At 71.5% G+C, this 17,870-nt stretch carries 16 protein-coding genes; 13 read left to right on the top strand and 3 right to left on the bottom strand.

The genetic code is table 11. The features are described from left to right. Positions 1 to 41: 41 nt before the first annotated feature. The 4 genes from NBW76_RS00875 to NBW76_RS00860 all read left to right on the top strand — a co-directional run bounded on the left by NBW76_RS00875 (position 42) and on the right by NBW76_RS00860 (position 3,695). On the top strand, positions 42 to 1,592 hold the full coding sequence (locus NBW76_RS00875; RefSeq protein WP_056552038.1) for a Re/Si-specific NAD(P)(+) transhydrogenase subunit alpha: 1,551 nt from the start codon (positions 42 to 44) through the stop codon (positions 1,590 to 1,592). Continuing rightward, on the top strand, positions 1,589 to 2,986 hold the full coding sequence (gene pntB / locus NBW76_RS00870; protein ID WP_369814934.1) for a Re/Si-specific NAD(P)(+) transhydrogenase subunit beta: 1,398 nt from the start codon (positions 1,589 to 1,591) through the stop codon (positions 2,984 to 2,986). The genes NBW76_RS00875 and pntB overlap by 4 nt, the downstream gene beginning before the upstream one ends. Before the next feature lie 89 nt (positions 2,987 to 3,075). Next, a complete protein-coding gene (locus NBW76_RS00865) occupies positions 3,076 to 3,378 on the top strand; it encodes a helix-turn-helix transcriptional regulator (RefSeq protein ID WP_056552032.1) in 303 nt (100 codons plus the stop codon). Next, on the top strand, positions 3,375 to 3,695 hold the full coding sequence (locus tag NBW76_RS00860) for a hypothetical protein (RefSeq protein WP_055961454.1): 321 nt from the start codon (positions 3,375 to 3,377) through the stop codon (positions 3,693 to 3,695). Before NBW76_RS00865 ends, NBW76_RS00860 begins: the two co-directional genes overlap by 4 nt. 16 nt (positions 3,696 to 3,711) lie before the next feature. Here NBW76_RS00860 and NBW76_RS00855 read toward each other — a convergent pair whose 3' ends face one another. The 3 genes from NBW76_RS00855 to NBW76_RS00845 are packed head-to-tail and all read right to left on the bottom strand — an operon-like array spanning position 3,712 to position 7,172. Further along, positions 3,712 to 5,169, bottom strand: a complete 1,458-nt coding sequence (locus tag NBW76_RS00855) for an MFS transporter (protein ID WP_055961451.1) — start codon at positions 5,167 to 5,169, stop codon at positions 3,712 to 3,714. A gap of 48 nt (positions 5,170 to 5,217) precedes the next feature. Beyond that, positions 5,218 to 5,859 (bottom strand): uracil phosphoribosyltransferase, encoded by a 642-nt coding sequence (gene upp, locus NBW76_RS00850; RefSeq protein WP_056552030.1) that lies wholly within the window; start codon positions 5,857 to 5,859, stop codon positions 5,218 to 5,220. Between the two features lie 56 nt (positions 5,860 to 5,915). Then, positions 5,916 to 7,172, bottom strand: a complete 1,257-nt coding sequence (locus NBW76_RS00845) for a D-arabinono-1,4-lactone oxidase (RefSeq protein WP_200932634.1) — start codon at positions 7,170 to 7,172, stop codon at positions 5,916 to 5,918. 205 nt (positions 7,173 to 7,377) lie between these two features. On the opposite strand from NBW76_RS00845, the gene NBW76_RS00840 reads away from it, so the two are divergent. The 9 genes from NBW76_RS00840 (at position 7,378) to tadA (ending at position 17,819) form a co-directional block, all read left to right on the top strand. Beyond that, a complete protein-coding gene (locus NBW76_RS00840) occupies positions 7,378 to 8,370 on the top strand; it encodes an ABC transporter substrate-binding protein (RefSeq protein WP_056552025.1) in 993 nt (330 codons plus the stop codon). 134 nt (positions 8,371 to 8,504) lie between these two features. Then, entirely contained in the window at positions 8,505 to 10,187 is a 1,683-nt protein-coding gene (locus tag NBW76_RS00835; protein ID WP_082480587.1) for a sugar ABC transporter ATP-binding protein, read from the top strand. Continuing rightward, positions 10,180 to 11,211 (top strand): ABC transporter permease, encoded by a 1,032-nt coding sequence (locus NBW76_RS00830; RefSeq protein ID WP_200914451.1) that lies wholly within the window; start codon positions 10,180 to 10,182, stop codon positions 11,209 to 11,211. Before NBW76_RS00835 ends, NBW76_RS00830 begins: the two co-directional genes overlap by 8 nt. Beyond that, on the top strand, positions 11,208 to 12,212 hold the full coding sequence (yjfF, locus tag NBW76_RS00825) for a galactofuranose ABC transporter, permease protein YjfF (protein ID WP_056552022.1): 1,005 nt from the start codon (positions 11,208 to 11,210) through the stop codon (positions 12,210 to 12,212). Before NBW76_RS00830 ends, yjfF begins: the two co-directional genes overlap by 4 nt. Continuing rightward, positions 12,209 to 13,252 (top strand): LacI family DNA-binding transcriptional regulator, encoded by a 1,044-nt coding sequence (locus NBW76_RS00820; protein WP_056552018.1) that lies wholly within the window; start codon positions 12,209 to 12,211, stop codon positions 13,250 to 13,252. The genes yjfF and NBW76_RS00820 overlap by 4 nt, the downstream gene beginning before the upstream one ends. Next, positions 13,249 to 14,955: a ribulokinase gene (araB, locus tag NBW76_RS00815; protein WP_056552015.1), complete on the top strand. Its 1,707-nt coding sequence runs from the start codon at positions 13,249 to 13,251 to the stop codon at positions 14,953 to 14,955. Before NBW76_RS00820 ends, araB begins: the two co-directional genes overlap by 4 nt. After that, positions 14,952 to 15,626, top strand: a complete 675-nt coding sequence (locus NBW76_RS00810) for an L-ribulose-5-phosphate 4-epimerase (RefSeq protein WP_056552012.1) — start codon at positions 14,952 to 14,954, stop codon at positions 15,624 to 15,626. The genes araB and NBW76_RS00810 overlap by 4 nt, the downstream gene beginning before the upstream one ends. A gap of 19 nt (positions 15,627 to 15,645) precedes the next feature. Then, positions 15,646 to 17,151 carry an L-arabinose isomerase gene (gene araA, locus NBW76_RS00805; RefSeq protein ID WP_056552010.1) on the top strand — a complete coding sequence of 502 codons (1,506 nt, stop codon included), beginning with the start codon at positions 15,646 to 15,648 and terminating at the stop codon, positions 17,149 to 17,151. Between the two features lie 197 nt (positions 17,152 to 17,348). Further along, positions 17,349 to 17,819, top strand: coding sequence for a tRNA adenosine(34) deaminase TadA (gene tadA, locus NBW76_RS00800; RefSeq protein WP_255353956.1), 471 nt, complete (start codon positions 17,349 to 17,351; stop codon positions 17,817 to 17,819). Positions 17,820 to 17,870 lie beyond the last annotated feature (51 nt).

The following is a 17,870-nucleotide window of genomic DNA, read 5'->3' as shown; positions in this document are numbered from 1 at the left end:
TGAGGTGGTCGCCCCCGAGGCCCTCCGCTAGTGTCCGCGGAATGAGGATCGGAGTGGTCGCCGAGTCGCGCCCAGGGGAGACCCGGGTGGCCGCGACTCCCGCGACGGTCGTACGTCTGGAGAAGCTCGGCTACGAGGTGCTCGTGGAGTCCGGCGCGGGTGCCCGCGCGGCCTTCGCCGACGCGGCCTTCGCCGAGGCCGGTGCCTCGGTCGTGCCCGGAGCCGACGCCTGGTCCGCCGACGTCGTGCTCAAGGTCAACGCTCCGACGACCGACGAGATCTCGCGGCTGAACGACCACGCCACGCTCGTCAGCCTCATCGCGCCCGCGACGAGCCCGGAGCTGCTCGAGGCCCTCGCCGCTCGTCCGCTCACCGTGCTCGCGATGGACGCCGTGCCGCGCATCTCGCGCGCCCAGTCGATGGACGTGCTCTCGTCCATGGCCAACATCGCCGGCTACCGCGCCGTCGTCGAGGCCGCGCACGAGTTCGGCCGCTTCTTCACCGGCCAGGTCACGGCTGCCGGCAAGGTCCCGCCCGCCAAGGTCCTCGTGGCCGGCGCCGGTGTGGCCGGGCTGGCCGCCATCGGTGCTGCGTCGAGCCTCGGCGCCATCGTGCGCGCCACCGACCCCCGCCCCGAGGTGGCCGACCAGGTCAAGTCCATCGGAGGCGAGTACCTGGCCGTCGACGTGGAGGTCGAGAAGTCCACCGACGGCTACGCCAAGGCCACCAGCGAGGAGTACGACCGACGCGCCGCGGAGATCTACTCCGAGCAGGCCGCCGACGTCGACATCGTCATCACCACGGCCCTCATCCCCGGCCGCCAGGCGCCGCGGCTGCTCACCGAGGCCGACGTGGCCGCGATGAAGCCGGGCAGCGTCGTCGTCGACATGGCCGCCGCGCAGGGCGGCAACGTGGCCGGGTCCGTGGCGGGCGAGAAGGTCGTGACCGCGAACGGCGTGACGATCCTCGGCTACACCGACCTGCCCGGTCGCCTGCCGACGCAGGCCTCGCAGCTGTACGGCCAGAACCTCGTCAACCTGCTGACGCTGCTCACGCCCGGCAAGGACGGTCAGCTGGTCCTCGACCACGACGACGTCGTGCAGCGCGGCGTGACGGTGGTGCACGAGGGCGACGTGCTCTGGCCCCCGCCGCCGGTCCAGGTCTCCGCCGCCCCGGCTCCGACCGCCGAGATGCCGGCCGTCAAGGAGGCGCCCGCCCCGAGGCCCGGCCTGACGCAGCGCGGCAAGTACCTGCTCATCGCCGCGGGCATCGCCGCGCTGTTCCTGGTCAATGCGTTCGCACCGCCGCCGCTGCCCGAGCACTTCTTCGTGCTCACGCTGTCGATCGTCATCGGCTACTACGTCATCGGCAAGGTCCACCACGCGCTGCACACCCCGCTGATGAGCGTCACGAACGCCATCAGCGGCATCATCGTCGTCGGTGCCCTGCTGCAGATCGGCGTCGGTGAGGGTGCCGACAACGAGTGGGCCATCCGCCTGCTCGCGTTCGTGGCGGTGCTGCTCGCGTCCATCAACATCTTCGGCGGCTTCGCCGTGACCCGACGCATGCTCAGCATGTTCTCGAAGGGCTGATCGCTGTGACCGCTGAGAGCATCGCCACCGCGGCGTACATCGTCGCCGCCCTGCTGTTCATCCTGAGCCTCGCGGGGCTCAGCAAGCACGAGACCGCGTCGTCGGGCGTGGCCTACGGCATCGCCGGCATGGCCATCGCGCTCGTGGCCACGATCATCCTGGCCGTCGAGGACGCCGAGACCGTGGGCATCGTCCTGCTCGTCGGTGCCGTGGCCATCGGTGCTGCGATCGGTCTCTGGCGGGCTCGCGTCGTCGAGATGACCGGCATGCCCGAGCTCATCGCGCTGCTGCACTCCTTCGTCGGTCTGGCCGCCGTGCTGGTGGGCTGGAACGGCTACCTCGAGCACCCCGAGTACCCGCTCGAGTCGCTGGAGCGGATCCACTCGGGCGAGGTCTTCGTCGGCGTCTTCATCGGTGCGGTCACGTTCACCGGCTCGATCGTCGCGTTCCTCAAGCTGAGCGCCCGCATCAAGTCCGCGCCCCTCGTCCTGCCGGGCAAGAACTACCTCAACCTCGGCGCGCTCGTGCTGTTCTTCGTGCTGACGGTCGTGTTCGTCGCGAACCCGAACATCTGGCTGCTCGTCCTGGTCACCGCCCTGGCGCTCGCGCTCGGCTGGCACCTCGTGGCGTCCATCGGTGGCGGCGACATGCCGGTCGTCGTGTCGATGCTCAACAGCTACTCGGGCTGGGCCGCGGCCGCCGCCGGCTTCCTGCTGAGCAACAACCTGCTGATCGTCACCGGCGCCCTCGTCGGGTCGTCCGGCGCCTACCTCAGCTACATCATGTGCCAGGCGATGAACCGCTCGTTCATCTCCGTGATCGCCGGCGGCTTCGGCATCGAGGCATCCGCCGGCGACGCCACGGACTACGGCGAGCACCGCGAGATCGACGCCGACGGCGTGGCCGAGATGCTCAAGGACGCGTCGAGCGTCGTCATCACGCCGGGCTACGGCATGGCGGTGGCCCAGGCGCAGTACCCCGTGGCCGACCTGACCCGCAAGCTGCGCGAGCGCGGCGTCGACGTGAAGTTCGGCATCCACCCGGTGGCGGGCCGCCTGCCCGGCCACATGAACGTGCTGCTGGCGGAGGCCAAGGTTCCCTACGACATCGTGCTCGAGATGGACGAGGTCAACGACGACCTCGCCGACGTCGACGTGGTGCTCGTGATCGGCGCCAACGACACGGTGAACCCGGCCGCGGCCGAGGACCCGACGAGCCCCATCGCGGGCATGCCGGTGCTGCGCGTCTGGGAGGCCAAGAACGTCGTGGTGTTCAAGCGCTCGATGGCCGCGGGCTACGCCGGCGTGCAGAACCCGCTGTTCTTCCGCGAGAACTCCCAGATGCTGTTCGGCGACGCGAAGGACCGCGTCGAGGACATCCTGCGCGCTCTCTGAGCCAGGCCCACCCGTACCCGCGGGTGGGTCTCGTTCCCGAGTTGACATGCAGGTATTGCCATATGACCATGTCTGCATGAGTGAGCCGGATGCCTGAGCGGGGTGACGTGGCGGCGTACGACGCCGTCGCTGCGCTGTTCGACGCGATGTCGACACCGCTGCGCGCCGCCATCGTGCACCGGCTCTGCGAGGGGGAGCAGACCGTGGGCGAGCTCGTCGCGTGGACCGGGCGGTCCCAGCCGCTCGTCTCCCAGCACCTGAGGATCCTGCGCACCGCGCACCTCGTCGACGGCGAGCGGCGCGGCCGCGAGGTCGTCTACTCCCTCACCGACGAGCACGTGGCTCACGTGCTCCTCGACGCCTTCCATCACACCCAGGAGAACCACCCATGACCGTCATCGACCACCGCGAGGCCGAGAAGCACGACCACACCCACGGACCGGGCTGCGGCCACGACGCCGTGGTGCACGAGGACCACGTCGACTACCTGCACGATGGCCACGTGCACCGTGAGCACGAGGGTCACTACGACGAGTGCGCCACCTGCTCGTGCGCCCACTGCTCGGACAGCTGCGCGACCTGCGTGTGCGACGACTGCACGTGCGAGACCTGCAACCACAACGTCTGCTCGTGCGCCCACTGCTCCGACAGCTGTGCCAACTGCGTGTGCACCGACTGCTCCTGCAGCACCTGCAAGCACGCCGCCTGACGCTGGACGGCGGCGCTCAGGCGCCGGCGAGGCGCCGCGACGAGCGCAGCGCGAGGACGGCGGCGGCGAGCGCGAGGGCCAGCACGGCCAGCGCCACGAAGAGGGCCACCCGGATGCCGGTGTCGCCGCCGGACCCGCCCGCCACCACCTGGTAGGTGGTGGCCAGGAGGGCGGCGCCGAGCGACGAGCCGATGCGCTGGCCGGTCTGCAGTGCACCGCCGGCCGCCCCGCCCATGCGCGGCGGGACCTCCTGCAGCGTGAGGGTGATGTTCGGCGACACGACGGCGCCACCGCCGAGGCCGGCCAGCAGCAGGAACGGGGCGAGCGCCCACCACAGCTCGTCGGTCGCCCGACCGGGCGCCACCAGGGCGGCCCCCAGCACGCCGACCATCATGACGATGAGAGCGCCGACCGTGAGCGATCGTCCGACCGTGCTCACCAAGCGACCCGCCAGCGGCGACGTGATGGCCGAGCCGAGCGCGAAGGGCGTCAGCAGCAGCCCGGCGTGCAGGGCGCTGACGTCGCGCGAGCCCTGCAGCCACACCGACGCCACGAGGAACACACCCGTGAAGCCGGTGAAGTAGACCGTGCCCACGAGCATCCCGTTGCCGAAGCCGGGAAGCCGGCGCAGCAGGTCGAGGTCGAGCAGGGGCTCGTGTCCGCGCCGCTTGAGGCGGTGCTCCCAGGCGCCGAAGGCCCAGCCGAAGAGCGGCACGCCCACCAGCAGCACGAGCGGCCAGCGCGCGCCGGACTCCAGGCTCACCAGCGGGTACAGCAGGCACAGCACCGAGAGGCCGAGCAGGACGGCGCCCGGGACGTCGATGCGCCCGGGCCCGCCGTCGGCCTGGCGGCCGGGGACCATGCGCGCGACGGCGATCGCGGCGACGAGCCCGATCGGCACGTTGACGAGGAACAGGAGTCGCCACCCGAGGTCCTCCCCGACCAGCCCGATCACGAGCCCGCCGAGCAGCGGCCCCGTGGCCGAGGCGATCGAGACGGTGAGGCCGAAGTACCCGAACGCCCGTCCACGCTCGGCGCCGGAGAACAGCTGCTGGATCAGCCCGGAGCTCTGCGGGGTGAGGAACCCTGCCGACGCACCCTGGAGCAGCCGCGCCACGACCACCAGCTCGGCCGTGGGCGCGAGACCTGCCGCCGCGCTCGAGGCCACGAAGCCGGCCAGCCCGATGAGCATCAGCCGGCGCCGGCCGTAGGCGTCGCCGAGCCGTCCGCCGGCGACGAGGGTCAGGCCGAACGTGAGCGCGTACCCGGACACCACCCACTGCACGGTGCCCGGCGTGGTGTCGAGACCCTCCTGGATCGACGGGATCGCGACGTTGACGATCGTGACGTCGAGCAGCGACATGAACCCGACCACCAGGGTGACGGCGAGGATGCGCCAGCGCTGCGGGTGCGGGCCCTCGTCCTGCGGGGACGTCGACGGTCCTGCGGGGACGTCGACCGGATCCTCGTGCACCTGCTCAGCCTGCCGGAGGAAGCGGTGGCGCGCAGCGTGGGTGTCGCGTCAGTCGGCGACGCCGTACAGCCGGTCGCCGGCGTCACCGAGACCGGGGACGATGTAGCCGTTCTCGTCGAGCCGCTCGTCGAGGCCTGCGACCACGAGGTTCACCGGCACGCCGATCTCCTCCATCTCGCGCTCGATGCGCGCGACGCCCTCGGGAGCGGCCAGCAGGCACACGGCCGTGATGTGGTCGGCGCCGCGGTCGACGAGGAACTGGATGGCAGCCGCCAGGCTGCCGCCCGTCGCGAGCATCGGGTCGAGCACGTAGCACTGGCGGCCGGACAGGTCGTCGGGCAGGCGCTCGGCGTAGGTGTCGGCCTCGAGGGTCTCCTCGTTGCGCACCATGCCGAGGAAGCCGACCTCGGCGGTGGGCAGCAGGCGCTGCATGCCCTCGAGCATGCCCAGGCCCGCGCGCAGGATCGGGACGACGAGCGGACGCGGATCGGCCAGGCGTACGCCCTGGGCCTCGGCCACGGGGGTCGTCACGGCGACCGTCTCGACCCGCACGTCGCGCGTGGCCTCGTAGGCGAGCAGCGTGACCAGCTCGTCGGCGAGCCGTCGGAACGTGGGGGAGTCGGTGGACGCGTCGCGCAGCACCGTGAGCTTGTGGGAGACGAGCGGGTGGTCGGCGACGTGGACGTGCATGCGTCGAGCCTAGTGCCCCGGCGATCCACCTTCGCCGCTCGATTCGGGCCGACGGGTCAACCGTCGAGCAGCACGCGCTCGAGCCAGGGGTTGACGAAGGTGCGGTCGGGGTCGAGACGGTCGCGCAGGGCGCGGAAGTCGTCGAGGCGGGGGTAGGCCCGGCGGACGTCGAGGGTGAAGTGCTTGCCCCAGTGCGGTCGGGGTGCGAAGGGGGCCAACGCCTCCTCCACCACGCGCGCCGCGGCGTCGGCCAGGACGGTGTCGCCGACCCACGTGAAGTGGAACGAGCAGGTGGTCTGCCCGAACTGCGGACTGAGCCACAGGGTGTCGGCGGCCACGGCACGGATCTCGGCGACCTGCAGCGCGACGGCGAGGTGCTCGCCCACGGCGCGCACGGCGCGGGCCGCGTCGGCCGCGTGCTCGAACGGGACGTGGAACTCGGACTGCACCTCGTCGCCCACGCTGGGCAGGAAGCCGGGGCGGAAGTGCGGGAGCCGTTCCACCCACGGTCCGGGGACGCCCTGCTGGGCGGTGCAGTGCACGGGGTCGAGGCCGGGGATCGGGTGCTGCTCGCCGGTCATGGGCGCGAGCCCCGTCGCCGTCAGGTCGAGCTCGGGGTCGCCGTCGCGGGACTTGACCCACACGCGGTCGGGCGAGCCGTCCCACAGCGTGAAGACGCTGACGCTGCGGCCGAGCGCCAGGACGGACGCGAGCCGGTCCGGCAACGTCTCGGGGTCGCCGTCGAGCAGCACCACCTGACGGTGGTCGGCGGCCGGGACGACGTCGAGCTCGAGCGCGGTCACGACGCCCAGCGCACCGAGACCGACGACCGTGCCGTCGAAGTCGGGCTCGCCGCGACGCACCGTGACGACGTCGCCGGAGGCCAGCACCAGCTCGACGGCGCGCACCTGGGTCGCGAGGTTGCCCGTGCGGACGCCGGACCCGTGGGTGGCGGTGGACACGGCTCCGGCGACGTTCAGGTGCGGCAGGGAGGCGAGGTTCTCGAGCGCCAGGCCGTGCGGCTCGAGCGCGACCGCGAGCTGCGCGTGGGTCAGGCCCGCCCCGACCCGGACCCACGTGCCGTCGTCACCGACCTGCAGCTCGTCGAAGGCCGCGACGCTCACGGCAGCGACCTCGGCACCCGCGGCGGCGTCGGGCAGGTCGTTGAAGGTGTGGGCGGTCCCGACGGGCCGCAGGCGCGTGGAACCGGCCACGAGCTCGCGCAGTGCGTCGAGGTCGTGGGGACGTTGCTCGCGGGCGAAGTGGTAGGGCACCGTGCCCGACCAGCTGGTTCGGCGTGGGTCGTGGGTCACGCTCCATGGTCGCACGCCCCCGGTCAGGTTGTGAGCGCTCACAATTCTTTGGCGAAACCCTTGACCCGGCGTGTTGTGAGCGTTAACAATCGGGCAAGCAGTGATGCAGGTCACGTGATCTGGCATCGGAGTGTGATCGGTTGTCCGCCCGCCACACGACCCCCCTGGCGCCCGGAAGGGCGCCGACCCACATGGAGGTAGTGCAATGTTGAAGAAGGTCATCACCGTGACGGCAGGGCTCGCCCTGCTGGGAGGCATGACGGCGTGCGGCAGCAGCTCCGACAGCGGCGGATCCGACGGCGGGAGCGACGCGATCACGATGGGCTTCGCCCAGGTCGGCGCCGAGAGCGGCTGGCGCACCGCCAACACGAAGTCCGTCCAGGAGACCGCCAAGGCCGAGGGGGTCGACCTCAAGTTCTCCGACGCGCAGCAGAAGCAGGAGAACCAGATCAAGGCGATCCGCTCCTACATCCAGCAGAAGGTCGACGTGATCGCCTTCAGCCCGGTCGTCGAGACCGGCTGGGACGCGGTCCTGCAGGAGGCCAAGCGCGCCAAGATCCCCGTGATCCTGACCGACCGCGCGGTCGACTCCGAGGACGAGTCGCTCTACGCCACGTTCCTCGGCTCCGACTTCGTAGAGGAGGGCGAGAAGGCCGGCCAGTGGCTGGTCGACAACGCCGAGGACGCCGACGTCGACGGCAACGGCGACATCAACGTCGTCGAGCTCCAGGGCACCACCGGCGCCGCACCGGCCATCGACCGCAAGGCCGGCTTCGAGGACGTCACGTCCTCCGACGACGCCATCAAGATCGTGGCCTCGCAGACGGGCGACTTCACGCGTGACGGCGGCAAGAAGGTCATGGAGGCCTTCCTGCAGTCCAACGACGACATCGACGTCGTCTACGCGCACAACGACGACATGGGTCTGGGAGCCATCGAGGCCATCGAGGCGGCCGGCAAGAAGCCGGGCGAGGACATCAAGATCATCACGGTCGACGCCGTGAAGGACGGGATGACCGCGCTCAGCGAGGGCAAGATCAACTTCATCGTCGAGTGCAACCCGCTGCTCGGCCCGCAGCTGATGGACCTCGCGAAGAAGGTCGTCGCCGGTGACGAGGTCCCGAAGCGGGTCGTCACCGAGGAGGGGACCTTCACCCCCGAGCAGGCGAAGGACGTGCTGGCCGACCGCCAGTACTGACCGCCTGAACGACCCGACCCGGGCGCGGGGGTCGCTGCCACGACCCCCGCCCCGAGTCGCCCCACCCGGCCGACCGGTCGACCCGCCATCCGATCGACCCCGCCCGGCCGATCCCCCTTGTCCCGAGGAGTGACATGAGTGCAGGCACCGCCGCAAGAGCGGCCGCCCCCGCCCCCGGCGCCACGCCCGACGTCGACCCCGTGGTCGTGATGACCGGCATCGAGATCGGCTTCCCGGGGGTCAAGGCCCTCGACGGCGTGGGCCTGCGTCTGTATCCCGGTGAGGTGCACGCCCTCATGGGCGAGAACGGCGCCGGCAAGTCCACGCTGATCAAGGCGCTCACGGGCGTGTACTCCATCGACGCCGGCTCGATCCGCGTCGGGGGCACCGAGCACCGCTTCTCGGGACCGACCGAGAGCCAGGCCGCGGGCATCAGCACGGTGTACCAGGAGGTCAACCTCTGCACGAACCTGACGGTCGCCGAGAACATGCTCCTCGGCCGCGAGCCGCGTCGGCTGGGCCGCATCGACACCCGCGCCATGAACCGGCACGCCGGCGAGGTGCTGCGTCGGCTCGGTCTCGACGTCGACCCCGCATCGACCCTCGGTCGCCATCCCATCGCCGTGCAGCAGCTGGTGGCGATCGCGCGCGCGGTCGACGTCGAGGCGAAGGTGCTCGTGCTCGACGAGCCCACCTCGAGCCTCGACGCCGACGAGGTCCGGGTGCTCTTCGACGTCGTGCGCACGCTGCGTGACCAGGGCGTCGCCATCCTGTTCGTCTCACACTTCCTCGACCAGGTCTTCGAGCTGTCCGACCGCATGACGGTGCTGCGCAACGGACGGTTCATCGCCGAGCACCGCACCGCCGCGCTCACCCAGCTCGAGCTCGTGCAGGAGATGATCGGCCGTGAGCTCGAGGTGCTCGAGCGCCTCGACCGCGAGCCGGCCGACCCCGCTGCGCCTGCCGCCGAGCCCGTGCTGAAGGTGCTGGGGCTCGGACGCAAGGGCGAGCTGCAGGCCACGGACCTCGAGCTGCACGCCGGCGAGGTCGTCGGCGTCGCCGGCCTGCTCGGGTCGGGACGTACCGAGCTGGCGCGGCTGCTGTTCGGTGCCGACGTCGCCGACGAGGGCGAGGTGCAGGTGGGAGGGCGCACCCGTTCGTGGCGCACCCCCCGGCACGCGATCGGGGCGGGCGTCGCCTTCTCCAGCGAGGACCGTCGCGCCGAGGGCGTCGTGGGCGACCTCACCGTCGCCGACAACATGATCCTCGCGCTGCAGGCCTCCCGCGGCTGGCTGCGCCGGGTGCCGCAGGGGACGAGGGACGAGCTGGTCCAGCGCTACATCGAGACGCTCGACATCCGCCCGGCCGACCCGAACGCCCTCATGCGCAACCTCAGCGGCGGCAACCAGCAGAAGGTGCTGCTGGCCCGCTGGCTCATCACCGAGCCACGGCTGCTGGTGCTCGACGAGCCCACCCGCGGCATCGACGTGGGCGCCAAGGCGCAGATCCAGCAGCTCGTCGCCGAGCTGGCGCGTGAGGGCATGGCCGTCGTCTTCATCTCCGCCGAGCTGGAGGAGGTGCTGCGCCTCTCCGACCGGGTGGTCGTCATGCGCGACCGCCGCAAGATCGACGAGCAGGTCAACATCGACCTCGAGGTGTCCGACGTGCTGCACACGATCGCCGGAGGCGGTGAGTCGGCGGTCTCGCTCGAGGTGGTCACCGACCGCGGTCCCGACACCGCGGTGCAGGAGGGCAAGCACGTGTCCGACCAGCCCGCACACGGCCCCGCCGACCCGAAGGGAGCGACCCGTGCCTGACGTGCGCACGCTGCTCCGCAGCTCTCTCGTGTGGCCGGTCCTGGCCCTGCTCGCCCTCGTCGTGCTCAACGTCGTGGTGAACCCCGGCTTCCTCTCGATCCGTCTGCAGGACGGGCGCCTCTACGGCAGCGTGATCGACATCCTGCGCAACGGTGCCCCGGTGCTCCTGGTGGCACTGGGGATGACGCTGGTCATCGCCACCCGCGGCATCGACCTGTCGGTCGGCGCGATCGCGGCGATCTCCGGGGCCGTGGCCTGCGTGCAGATCGCGGGATCCTCGCAGGAGTCGGCCGCGGCCACCGCCATCGTCGCGATGTCGATGGCGCTCGCCGTCGCCGTGCTGCTGGGCCTGTGGAACGGTTTCCTCGTCTCGGTGCTGGGCATCCAGCCGATCATCGCGACGCTCGTGCTCATGACCGCCGGGCGTGGTCTGGCCATGCTCGTGACCGACGGGCAGATCACCACGGTCAACAACCCGACGTTCCGACTCATCGGTGCCGGCTTCTTCCTGGCCGTGCCCGTCGCGGTGCTGGTGGCGCTCGTCGTGTTCGCCGCCACCGCGATCCTGACCCGGCGCACCGCGCTCGGCATGCTCATCGAGTCGGTGGGCATCAACCCCGAGGCGAGCCGTCTCGCCGGTGTCCGCAGCCGCACCATCATCTGGACGGTCTACGTGTTCGCCGCGTTCTGCGCCGGCATCGCGGGCCTCATGATCGCCGCGAACACGAGTGCGGCCGACGCCAACAACGCCGGCCTGTGGATCGAGCTCGACGCGATCCTCGCCGTGGTCATCGGCGGCACGTCGCTGGCCGGTGGTCGGTTCTCCCTCACCGGCACGTTCGTCGGCGCGCTGTTCATCCAGACGCTCGCGACGACGATCCCGACGATCGGCATCCCGGCCGAGACGAACTACCTGTTCAAGGCCGTGGCCGTCATCGCGGTGTGCCTGCTGCAGTCGCCCCAGGCGCGCGGCGCCCTCGCGGCCCGACGATCCTCGACCCGCGCGAAGGCAGGTGTGGCATGACCACCGCGACCGTCTCCACCGGCTCGGCGCTGGACCGGCTGAAGGGATACCGCCCGCCGGACCGCTACCTGCCGGTGATCGCCACCTTCGCCGTGTTCGTCGGCATGTTCGGCCTCGGGTCGTCGCGCTACGAGGGCTTCTCCTCGCCGCAGGTCGTCGCGAACCTCTTCGTCGACAACGCCTTCCTCATCGTCCTGGCCGTCGGCATGACGTTCGTGATCCTCACGGGCGGCATCGACCTCAGCGTCGGCTCGGTGGTGGCCCTCTCGACCATGGTGGCCGCCTCGACCCTGCAGGCAGGCTGGAACCCGGCGCTCGCGATCATCGCCGTGCTGCTCACCGGCACCGTGATCGGCCTGGGCCACGGGCTGGTGATCCACTACCTCGGCATCCAGCCCTTCATCGCCACGCTCGCGGGCATGTTCCTCGCGCGGGGCCTGTGCTATCTGATCAGCGTGGAGTCGATCCCGATCCGCGACCCGTTCTTCTCCACCCTGGCCTCCGGCACGGTGACGCTGCCCGGCGACGTCTACGTCACCTGGACCGCGCTGCTGGCGCTGGCCGTCGTCGGGATCGCCGCGTGGGTGCTGCACCTGACCCGCTTCGGACGCACGGTGTACGCCGTCGGCGGCAGCGAGCCGTCGGCCGTCCTCATGGGCCTGCGCGTGGCCCGTGTGAAGGTCGGCGTGTACGTGGTGAGCGGCTTCTGCTCCGCCCTCGCCGGGCTGCTGTTCTCGCTCTACATGCTGTCGGGCTACAGCCTGCACGCCGTGGGCATGGAGCTGGACGCGATCGCCGCCGTGGTGATCGGCGGGACGCTGCTCGTCGGCGGCCGTGGCATGGTGCTGGGGTCGTTGCTCGGCGTGCTCGTCCTGGGCACCATCCAGACCTTCATCTCCTTCGACGGGACGCTCAGCTCGTGGTGGACGAAGATCTCGATCGGCGTGCTCCTCCTGGTGTTCGTCGTCATGCAGCGGTTCTTCACGAGGAGGCAGGCATGACGCTCAAGCACGAGGGGCCCCGCACCCCGGTGATGGCCGACGTGGCCGCGCTCGCCGGGGTGTCCCACCAGACGGTCTCGCGCGTGGTGAACGGTCTGCCGCACGTCGGCGAGGCCACTCGCGACCGCGTCCTCGCGGCCATCAAGGAGCTCGACTACCGGCCCAACACCGCGGCGCGCACGCTCGTGACACGGCGTTCGTCGATCATCGGCATCATCAGCACCGAGACCGGGCTGTACGGGCCGAACAGCATCCACCGCACGGTCGAGGAGGCCGCGCGCGAGGCCGGCTACTTCGCCGGCTCGGTCGGGCTGAAGACCATCACCGCCGACGGCCTGCAGGACGCGATCGAGCACCTGCGACGCCAGTCCGTCGAGGGCATCGTCATGATCGCCGCCCAGCACGAGGCGCTCGACCTCATCCGCCGCCAGGACCCGGGCGTCCCGCTCGTGGTGGTCGAGGGCGACCTGACGCGGGCCAAGTTCGCGGTCGGCGTCGACCAGCACCTCGGCGCGAGCGAGGCCACCCGGCACCTCCTCGACCTCGGCCACACGCGGATCGCGCACGTCAGCGGCCCGCGAGGCTGGACCGAGGCCGAGGCTCGCGCCCAGGGGTGGCGCGACGCGCTCGTCGCGGCCGGGCTCGAGCCCGGGCCGTGCCTCGAGGGCGACTGGACCGCCGAGTGCGGCTACGCGCTCGGGCTGGAGCTGGCCACCCAGCACGACGTCGACGCGATCTTCGTGGCCAACGACCAGATGGCCATCGGCGTGCTGCGTGCCCTGCACGAGTCCGGACGCTCCGTGCCGGCCGACGTGAGCGTCGTCGGCTTCGACGACTCGCCGGAGGCGGGCTACCTGATCCCGCCGCTCACGACGGTCCGGCAGGACTTCCCGGCCGTCGGTCGTCGCGCGATCGCCGTGCTCCACGCCGCGATCGTGGGCGAGGACGAGGACCTCGACCGGCTCGTGGCGCCGCACCTCGTCGTGCGTTCCAGCACGGCGCCCCGTCCCACCGGGGCTACCGCAGGAGGACAGGGATGAGCGCCGCGCGCGAGACCTACGTGGTGGGCGTCGACTACGGGACCCTCTCGGGCCGTGCGCTCGTCGTCCGTGTCAGCGACGGCGCCGAGCTGGCCTCGGCCGTGCACGCGTACCCGCACGCGGTGCTCGAGCGCACGCTGCCGGCGAGCCTCACCGGCGGCGCCGACGTCGACCTCGAGCCCGACTGGGCGCTGCAGGTGCCGCAGGACTACCGCGAGGTGCTGCAGGTCGCCGTGCCCGCCGCCGTGCGCGAGGCGGGCATCGACCCGGCCGACGTCGTCGGCATCGCCACCGACTTCACCGCCTGCACCATGGTGCCGACGCTGGTCGACGGCACCCCGCTGAACGAGGTCGACGGCCTCGCCGACCGGCCCCACGCCTACGTCAAGCTCTGGAAGCACCACGCCGCGCAGGGCCAGGCCGACCGCGTCAACGGCCTGGCCGCCGAGCGTGCCGAGCCCTGGCTGGCGCGCTACGGCGGACTCCTGTCCTCGGAGTGGGAGCTGGCCAAGGGGCTGCAGCTGCTCGAGGAGGATCCCGACCTGTACGCGCGGACCGAGCGCTGGGTCGAGGCGGCCGACTGGATCGTGTGGGAGCTGTGCGGCACCTACGTGCGCAACGCCTGCTCCGCCGGGTACAAGGGCGTGCTGCAGGACGGCGCGTACCCGTCGAGCGACTTCCTGGCCGCGCTCGACCCCCGCTTCGCGGGCTACGTGACCGACAAGGTCGAGCAGCCCATCGGCCAGCTCGGCGACCGCGCCGGCACGCTGACCGCCCGCGCCGCCGCCTGGACCGGACTGCCCGAGGGCATCGCCGTGGCCGTGGGCAACGTCGACGCCCACGTGAGCGCCCCCGCGGCCCAGGCCGTCGACCACGGCCAGATGGTCGCCATCATGGGCACCTCCACGTGCCACGTGGTGAGCGCCGGCGTGCTGCGGGACGTGCCCGGCATGTGCGGTGTCGTCGACGGCGGCATCGTCGCCGGCAGCTGGGGCTACGAGGCCGGACAGAGCGGTGTCGGTGACATCTTCGGCTGGTTCGTCGAGCACGGCGTGCCGCCGTCCGTGCACGAGGAGGCGGCCGCGCACGGCCGCTCCGTGCACGAGCACCTCACCGCCCTCGCGGCGGAGCAGGAGGTGGGCGAGCACGGTCTCGTCGCCCTCGACTGGCACAGCGGCAACCGCTCGGTGCTGGTCGACCACGAGCTCTCGGGGCTCGTCGTCGGCCAGACGCTGGCCACCCGGCCGGAGGACGTGTACCGCGCCCTCATCGAGGCCACCGCCTTCGGCACACGCACCATCATCGAGGCCTTCACGTCCTCCGGCGTCCCCGTCGAGGAGCTCGTGGTGGCCGGGGGGCTGTCGAAGAACCGCCTGCTCATGCAGATCTACGCCGACGTGACGCGCCTGCCGCTGTCCGTCGTCGGGTCCGAGCAGGGCCCAGCACTGGGCTCTGCCCTCCATGCCGCCGTCGCGGCCGGCGCGTACGCGGACATACGCGCCGCCGCGAAGGTGATGGGGTCGGTGCAGCGCGGTGTGTTCACCCCGGACGAGGACGCCGCACTGCGGTACGACGTCCTGTTCGGCGAGTACACCGCGCTGCACGATCACTTCGGTCGAGGCGGGAACGACGTCATGCACCGGCTGCGCGCGGTCCGTCGCGACGCCGTCCGTCGTCGCCACGCCCGGAAGGATCCGTCGTGACCGTCACCGCCGACGTGTCGGCAGCGATCACGACGCTCCGCGAGCAGGTGTGCGCACTGCACGCCGAGCTGACCCGCTACGCGCTGGTGGTCTGGACCGCCGGCAACGTCTCGGCGCGCGTGCCCGGTCACGACCTCATGCTGATCAAGCCCAGCGGCGTCTCCTACGACGACCTGACGCCCGAGAACATGGTGCTGTGCGACCTCGACGGCGAGGTGCTCGAGGGCGACCTCGCGCCCAGCTCGGACACCGCCGCCCAGGCCTACGTCTACCGGCACATGCCGCACGTCGGGGGCGTGGTGCACACGCACTCCACCTACGCCACGGCGTGGGCGTCGCGGGCCGAGCCGATCCCGTGTGTGCTCACGATGATGGCCGACGAGTTCGGTGGCGACATCCCCGTCGGACCGTTCGCGCTCATCGGTGACGACTCCATCGGCCGCGGCATCGTCGAGACGCTCGAGGGCAGCAGGTCCCCGGCCGTGCTCATGCAGAACCACGGCGTGTTCAGCATCGGCAAGGACGCCCGCTCGGCCGTCAAGGCCGCCGTCATGTGCGAGGACGTGGCCCGCACGGTGCACGTGGCCCGCCAGCTGGGCGAGCCCGTCCCCATCGCCGAGCAGCAGGTCACGAGCCTGTTCGACCGCTACCAGAACGTCTACGGGCAATAGCCCTCGAGGGAGATCACGCATGAGCAAGCAGGAGGCCCGTGAGGTCTGGTTCCTCACCGGGAGCCAGTCCCTCTACGGCGACGAGACGCTGGCGCAGGTGGCCGAGCAGTCGCGCGAGGTCGCGGCCATGGTCGACGGCGACGACCGGATCCCCGTCCCGGTGGTCTGGAAGCCGGTGCTCACCACCGCGGACGCCATCCGGCGCGTGGTGCTGGAGGCCAATGCCGACGACGCGTGCGTGGGCCTCATCGGCTGGATGCACACGTTCTCCCCGGCCAAGATGTGGATCCAGGGCCTCGACGCGCTGCAGAAGCCGTTCCTGCACCTGCACACGCAGTGGCACCGCGACATCCCGTGGTCCACGATCGACATGGACTTCATGAACCTCAACCAGGCCGCCCACGGCGACCGGGAGTTCGGCTTCGTCCAGACCCGGCTCGGTGTCGCGCGCAAGACCATCGCCGGTCACGTGAGCGACCCGGCGGTCGGCGAGCGGATCGCCACCTGGGCGCGTGCGGCCACGGCGGCGCGCGACCTGCGCAGCCTGCGGCTGGCTCGCTTCGGCGACAACATGCGCGACGTCGCGGTCACCGAGGGCGACAAGGTCGAGGCGCAGCGCCGCTTCGGCGTCTCGGTCAACACGTTCGGCGTCAACGACCTCGTCGACGTGGTCGACGCGGTGGAGCCGGGTGCCGTCGACAAGGTGGTCGCCGAGTACGAGGACCTCTACGACGTCGCCGCCGACCTGCGCGCCGGTGGCGAGCGGCACCACCTCCTGAGCGACGCCGCCCAGATCGAGGTCGGCCTGCGCCGGTTCCTCGAGGACGGCGGGTACGGCGCGTTCACCACGAACTTCGAGGACCTCGGCGGCCTGCGTCAGCTGCCGGGCATCGCGGTGCAGCGGCTCATGGCCGACGGCTACGGCTTCGGCGGCGAAGGCGACTGGAAGACGTCGGTGCTGGTGCGCACCACCAAGACGATGACGGCCGGGCTGCCCGGCGGCACCTCCTTCATGGAGGACTACACGTACCACCTCGAGCCGGGGAACCAGAAGTCCCTGGGCGCGCACATGCTCGAGGTCTGCCCGACCATCAGCTCGCAGCGGCCGTCGGCCGAGGCGCACCCCCTGAGCATGGGCAACCGCGAGGACCCGGTGCGTCTGCGCTTCGTCGCCGACCCGGGCGAGGCCGTGGTCGTCGGCCTGGCCGACCTGGGCGACCGGTTCCGCCTGACCGCCAACGACGTCACTCTCGTGGCTCCGGACGAGCCGCTGCCGAACCTGCCGGTGGCGTGCGCCGTGTGGCAGGCGCACCCGAACCTGCCCACGGCGGCAGAGGCGTGGCTCATGTCGGGCGGTCCGCACCACACGGTGCTCACCACGGCCGTCGGCATCGAGGCGTTCCAGGACCTCGCGGAGATCCTGCGCACCGAGCTCGTGCACATCGACGCCCACACGACGCCGCACCGGTTCCTGCAGGAGCTGCGCTGGAACGCGGCGTACTACCGCCTGGCCGACGGGATCTGACGCCGGCCAGCCCCGGGGCGACGCAAGGTTCTGCGTTGCTGCGCGGACGACGCAAGGTTCGGCGTCCGAGCACCCGGGCTCGAAGGATGCTGCGTTCGTGGCGGGATCCCGTCGTCGACGCAGCATCCTTCGACGTCTACCCCGCGAAGGCAGAATCGTGCGTGCCGGCGCGGCCCGCAGTCTGGGACGATCAGGGAGTGACCGAGCCAGCCGCGTCGTGGGACGACGAGACCGCGATGCGTCGCGCCCTCGAGCTCGCGCGGGAGGCGCTCGTGTCGGGTGACGTCCCGGTGGGGGCCGTGGTGCTCGACCCGGGCGGTCGTGTGGTGGGCGAGGGCCTCAACACGCGCGAGCGCGACGAGGACCCGCTCGGCCACGCGGAGCTCGTGGCCCTGCGCGCGGCGGCCGCGACGCTGGGTACCTGGCGCCTCGACGGCTGCACGCTCGTCGTGACGCTCGAGCCGTGCACCATGTGCGCGGGCGCGGTCGTCTCCTCCCGTGTCGCCCGCCTCGTCCTCGGCGCGTGGGACGACAAGGCGGGAGCCGTCGGCTCCCTGTGGGACGTCGTGCGCGACCGTCGGCTCAACCATCGCCCCGAGGTCGCGTCGGGGCTGCTGGCCGACGAGTCCTCCGCCCTCCTGCGCGACTTCTTCGCCGCCCGCCGCTGACGGATCCTCCGGTCGACCGGGGGGTCTGCGTGCTCGGTCGCGCCCCACCGT

It is taken from the genome of Aeromicrobium sp. Leaf245, from assembly GCF_942548115.1.
Taxonomy (GTDB): domain Bacteria; phylum Actinomycetota; class Actinomycetes; order Propionibacteriales; family Nocardioidaceae; genus Aeromicrobium.
The sequence above is the reverse complement of the archived record's forward strand: the minus strand, read 5'-3'. Positions and strand labels throughout refer to the sequence as shown.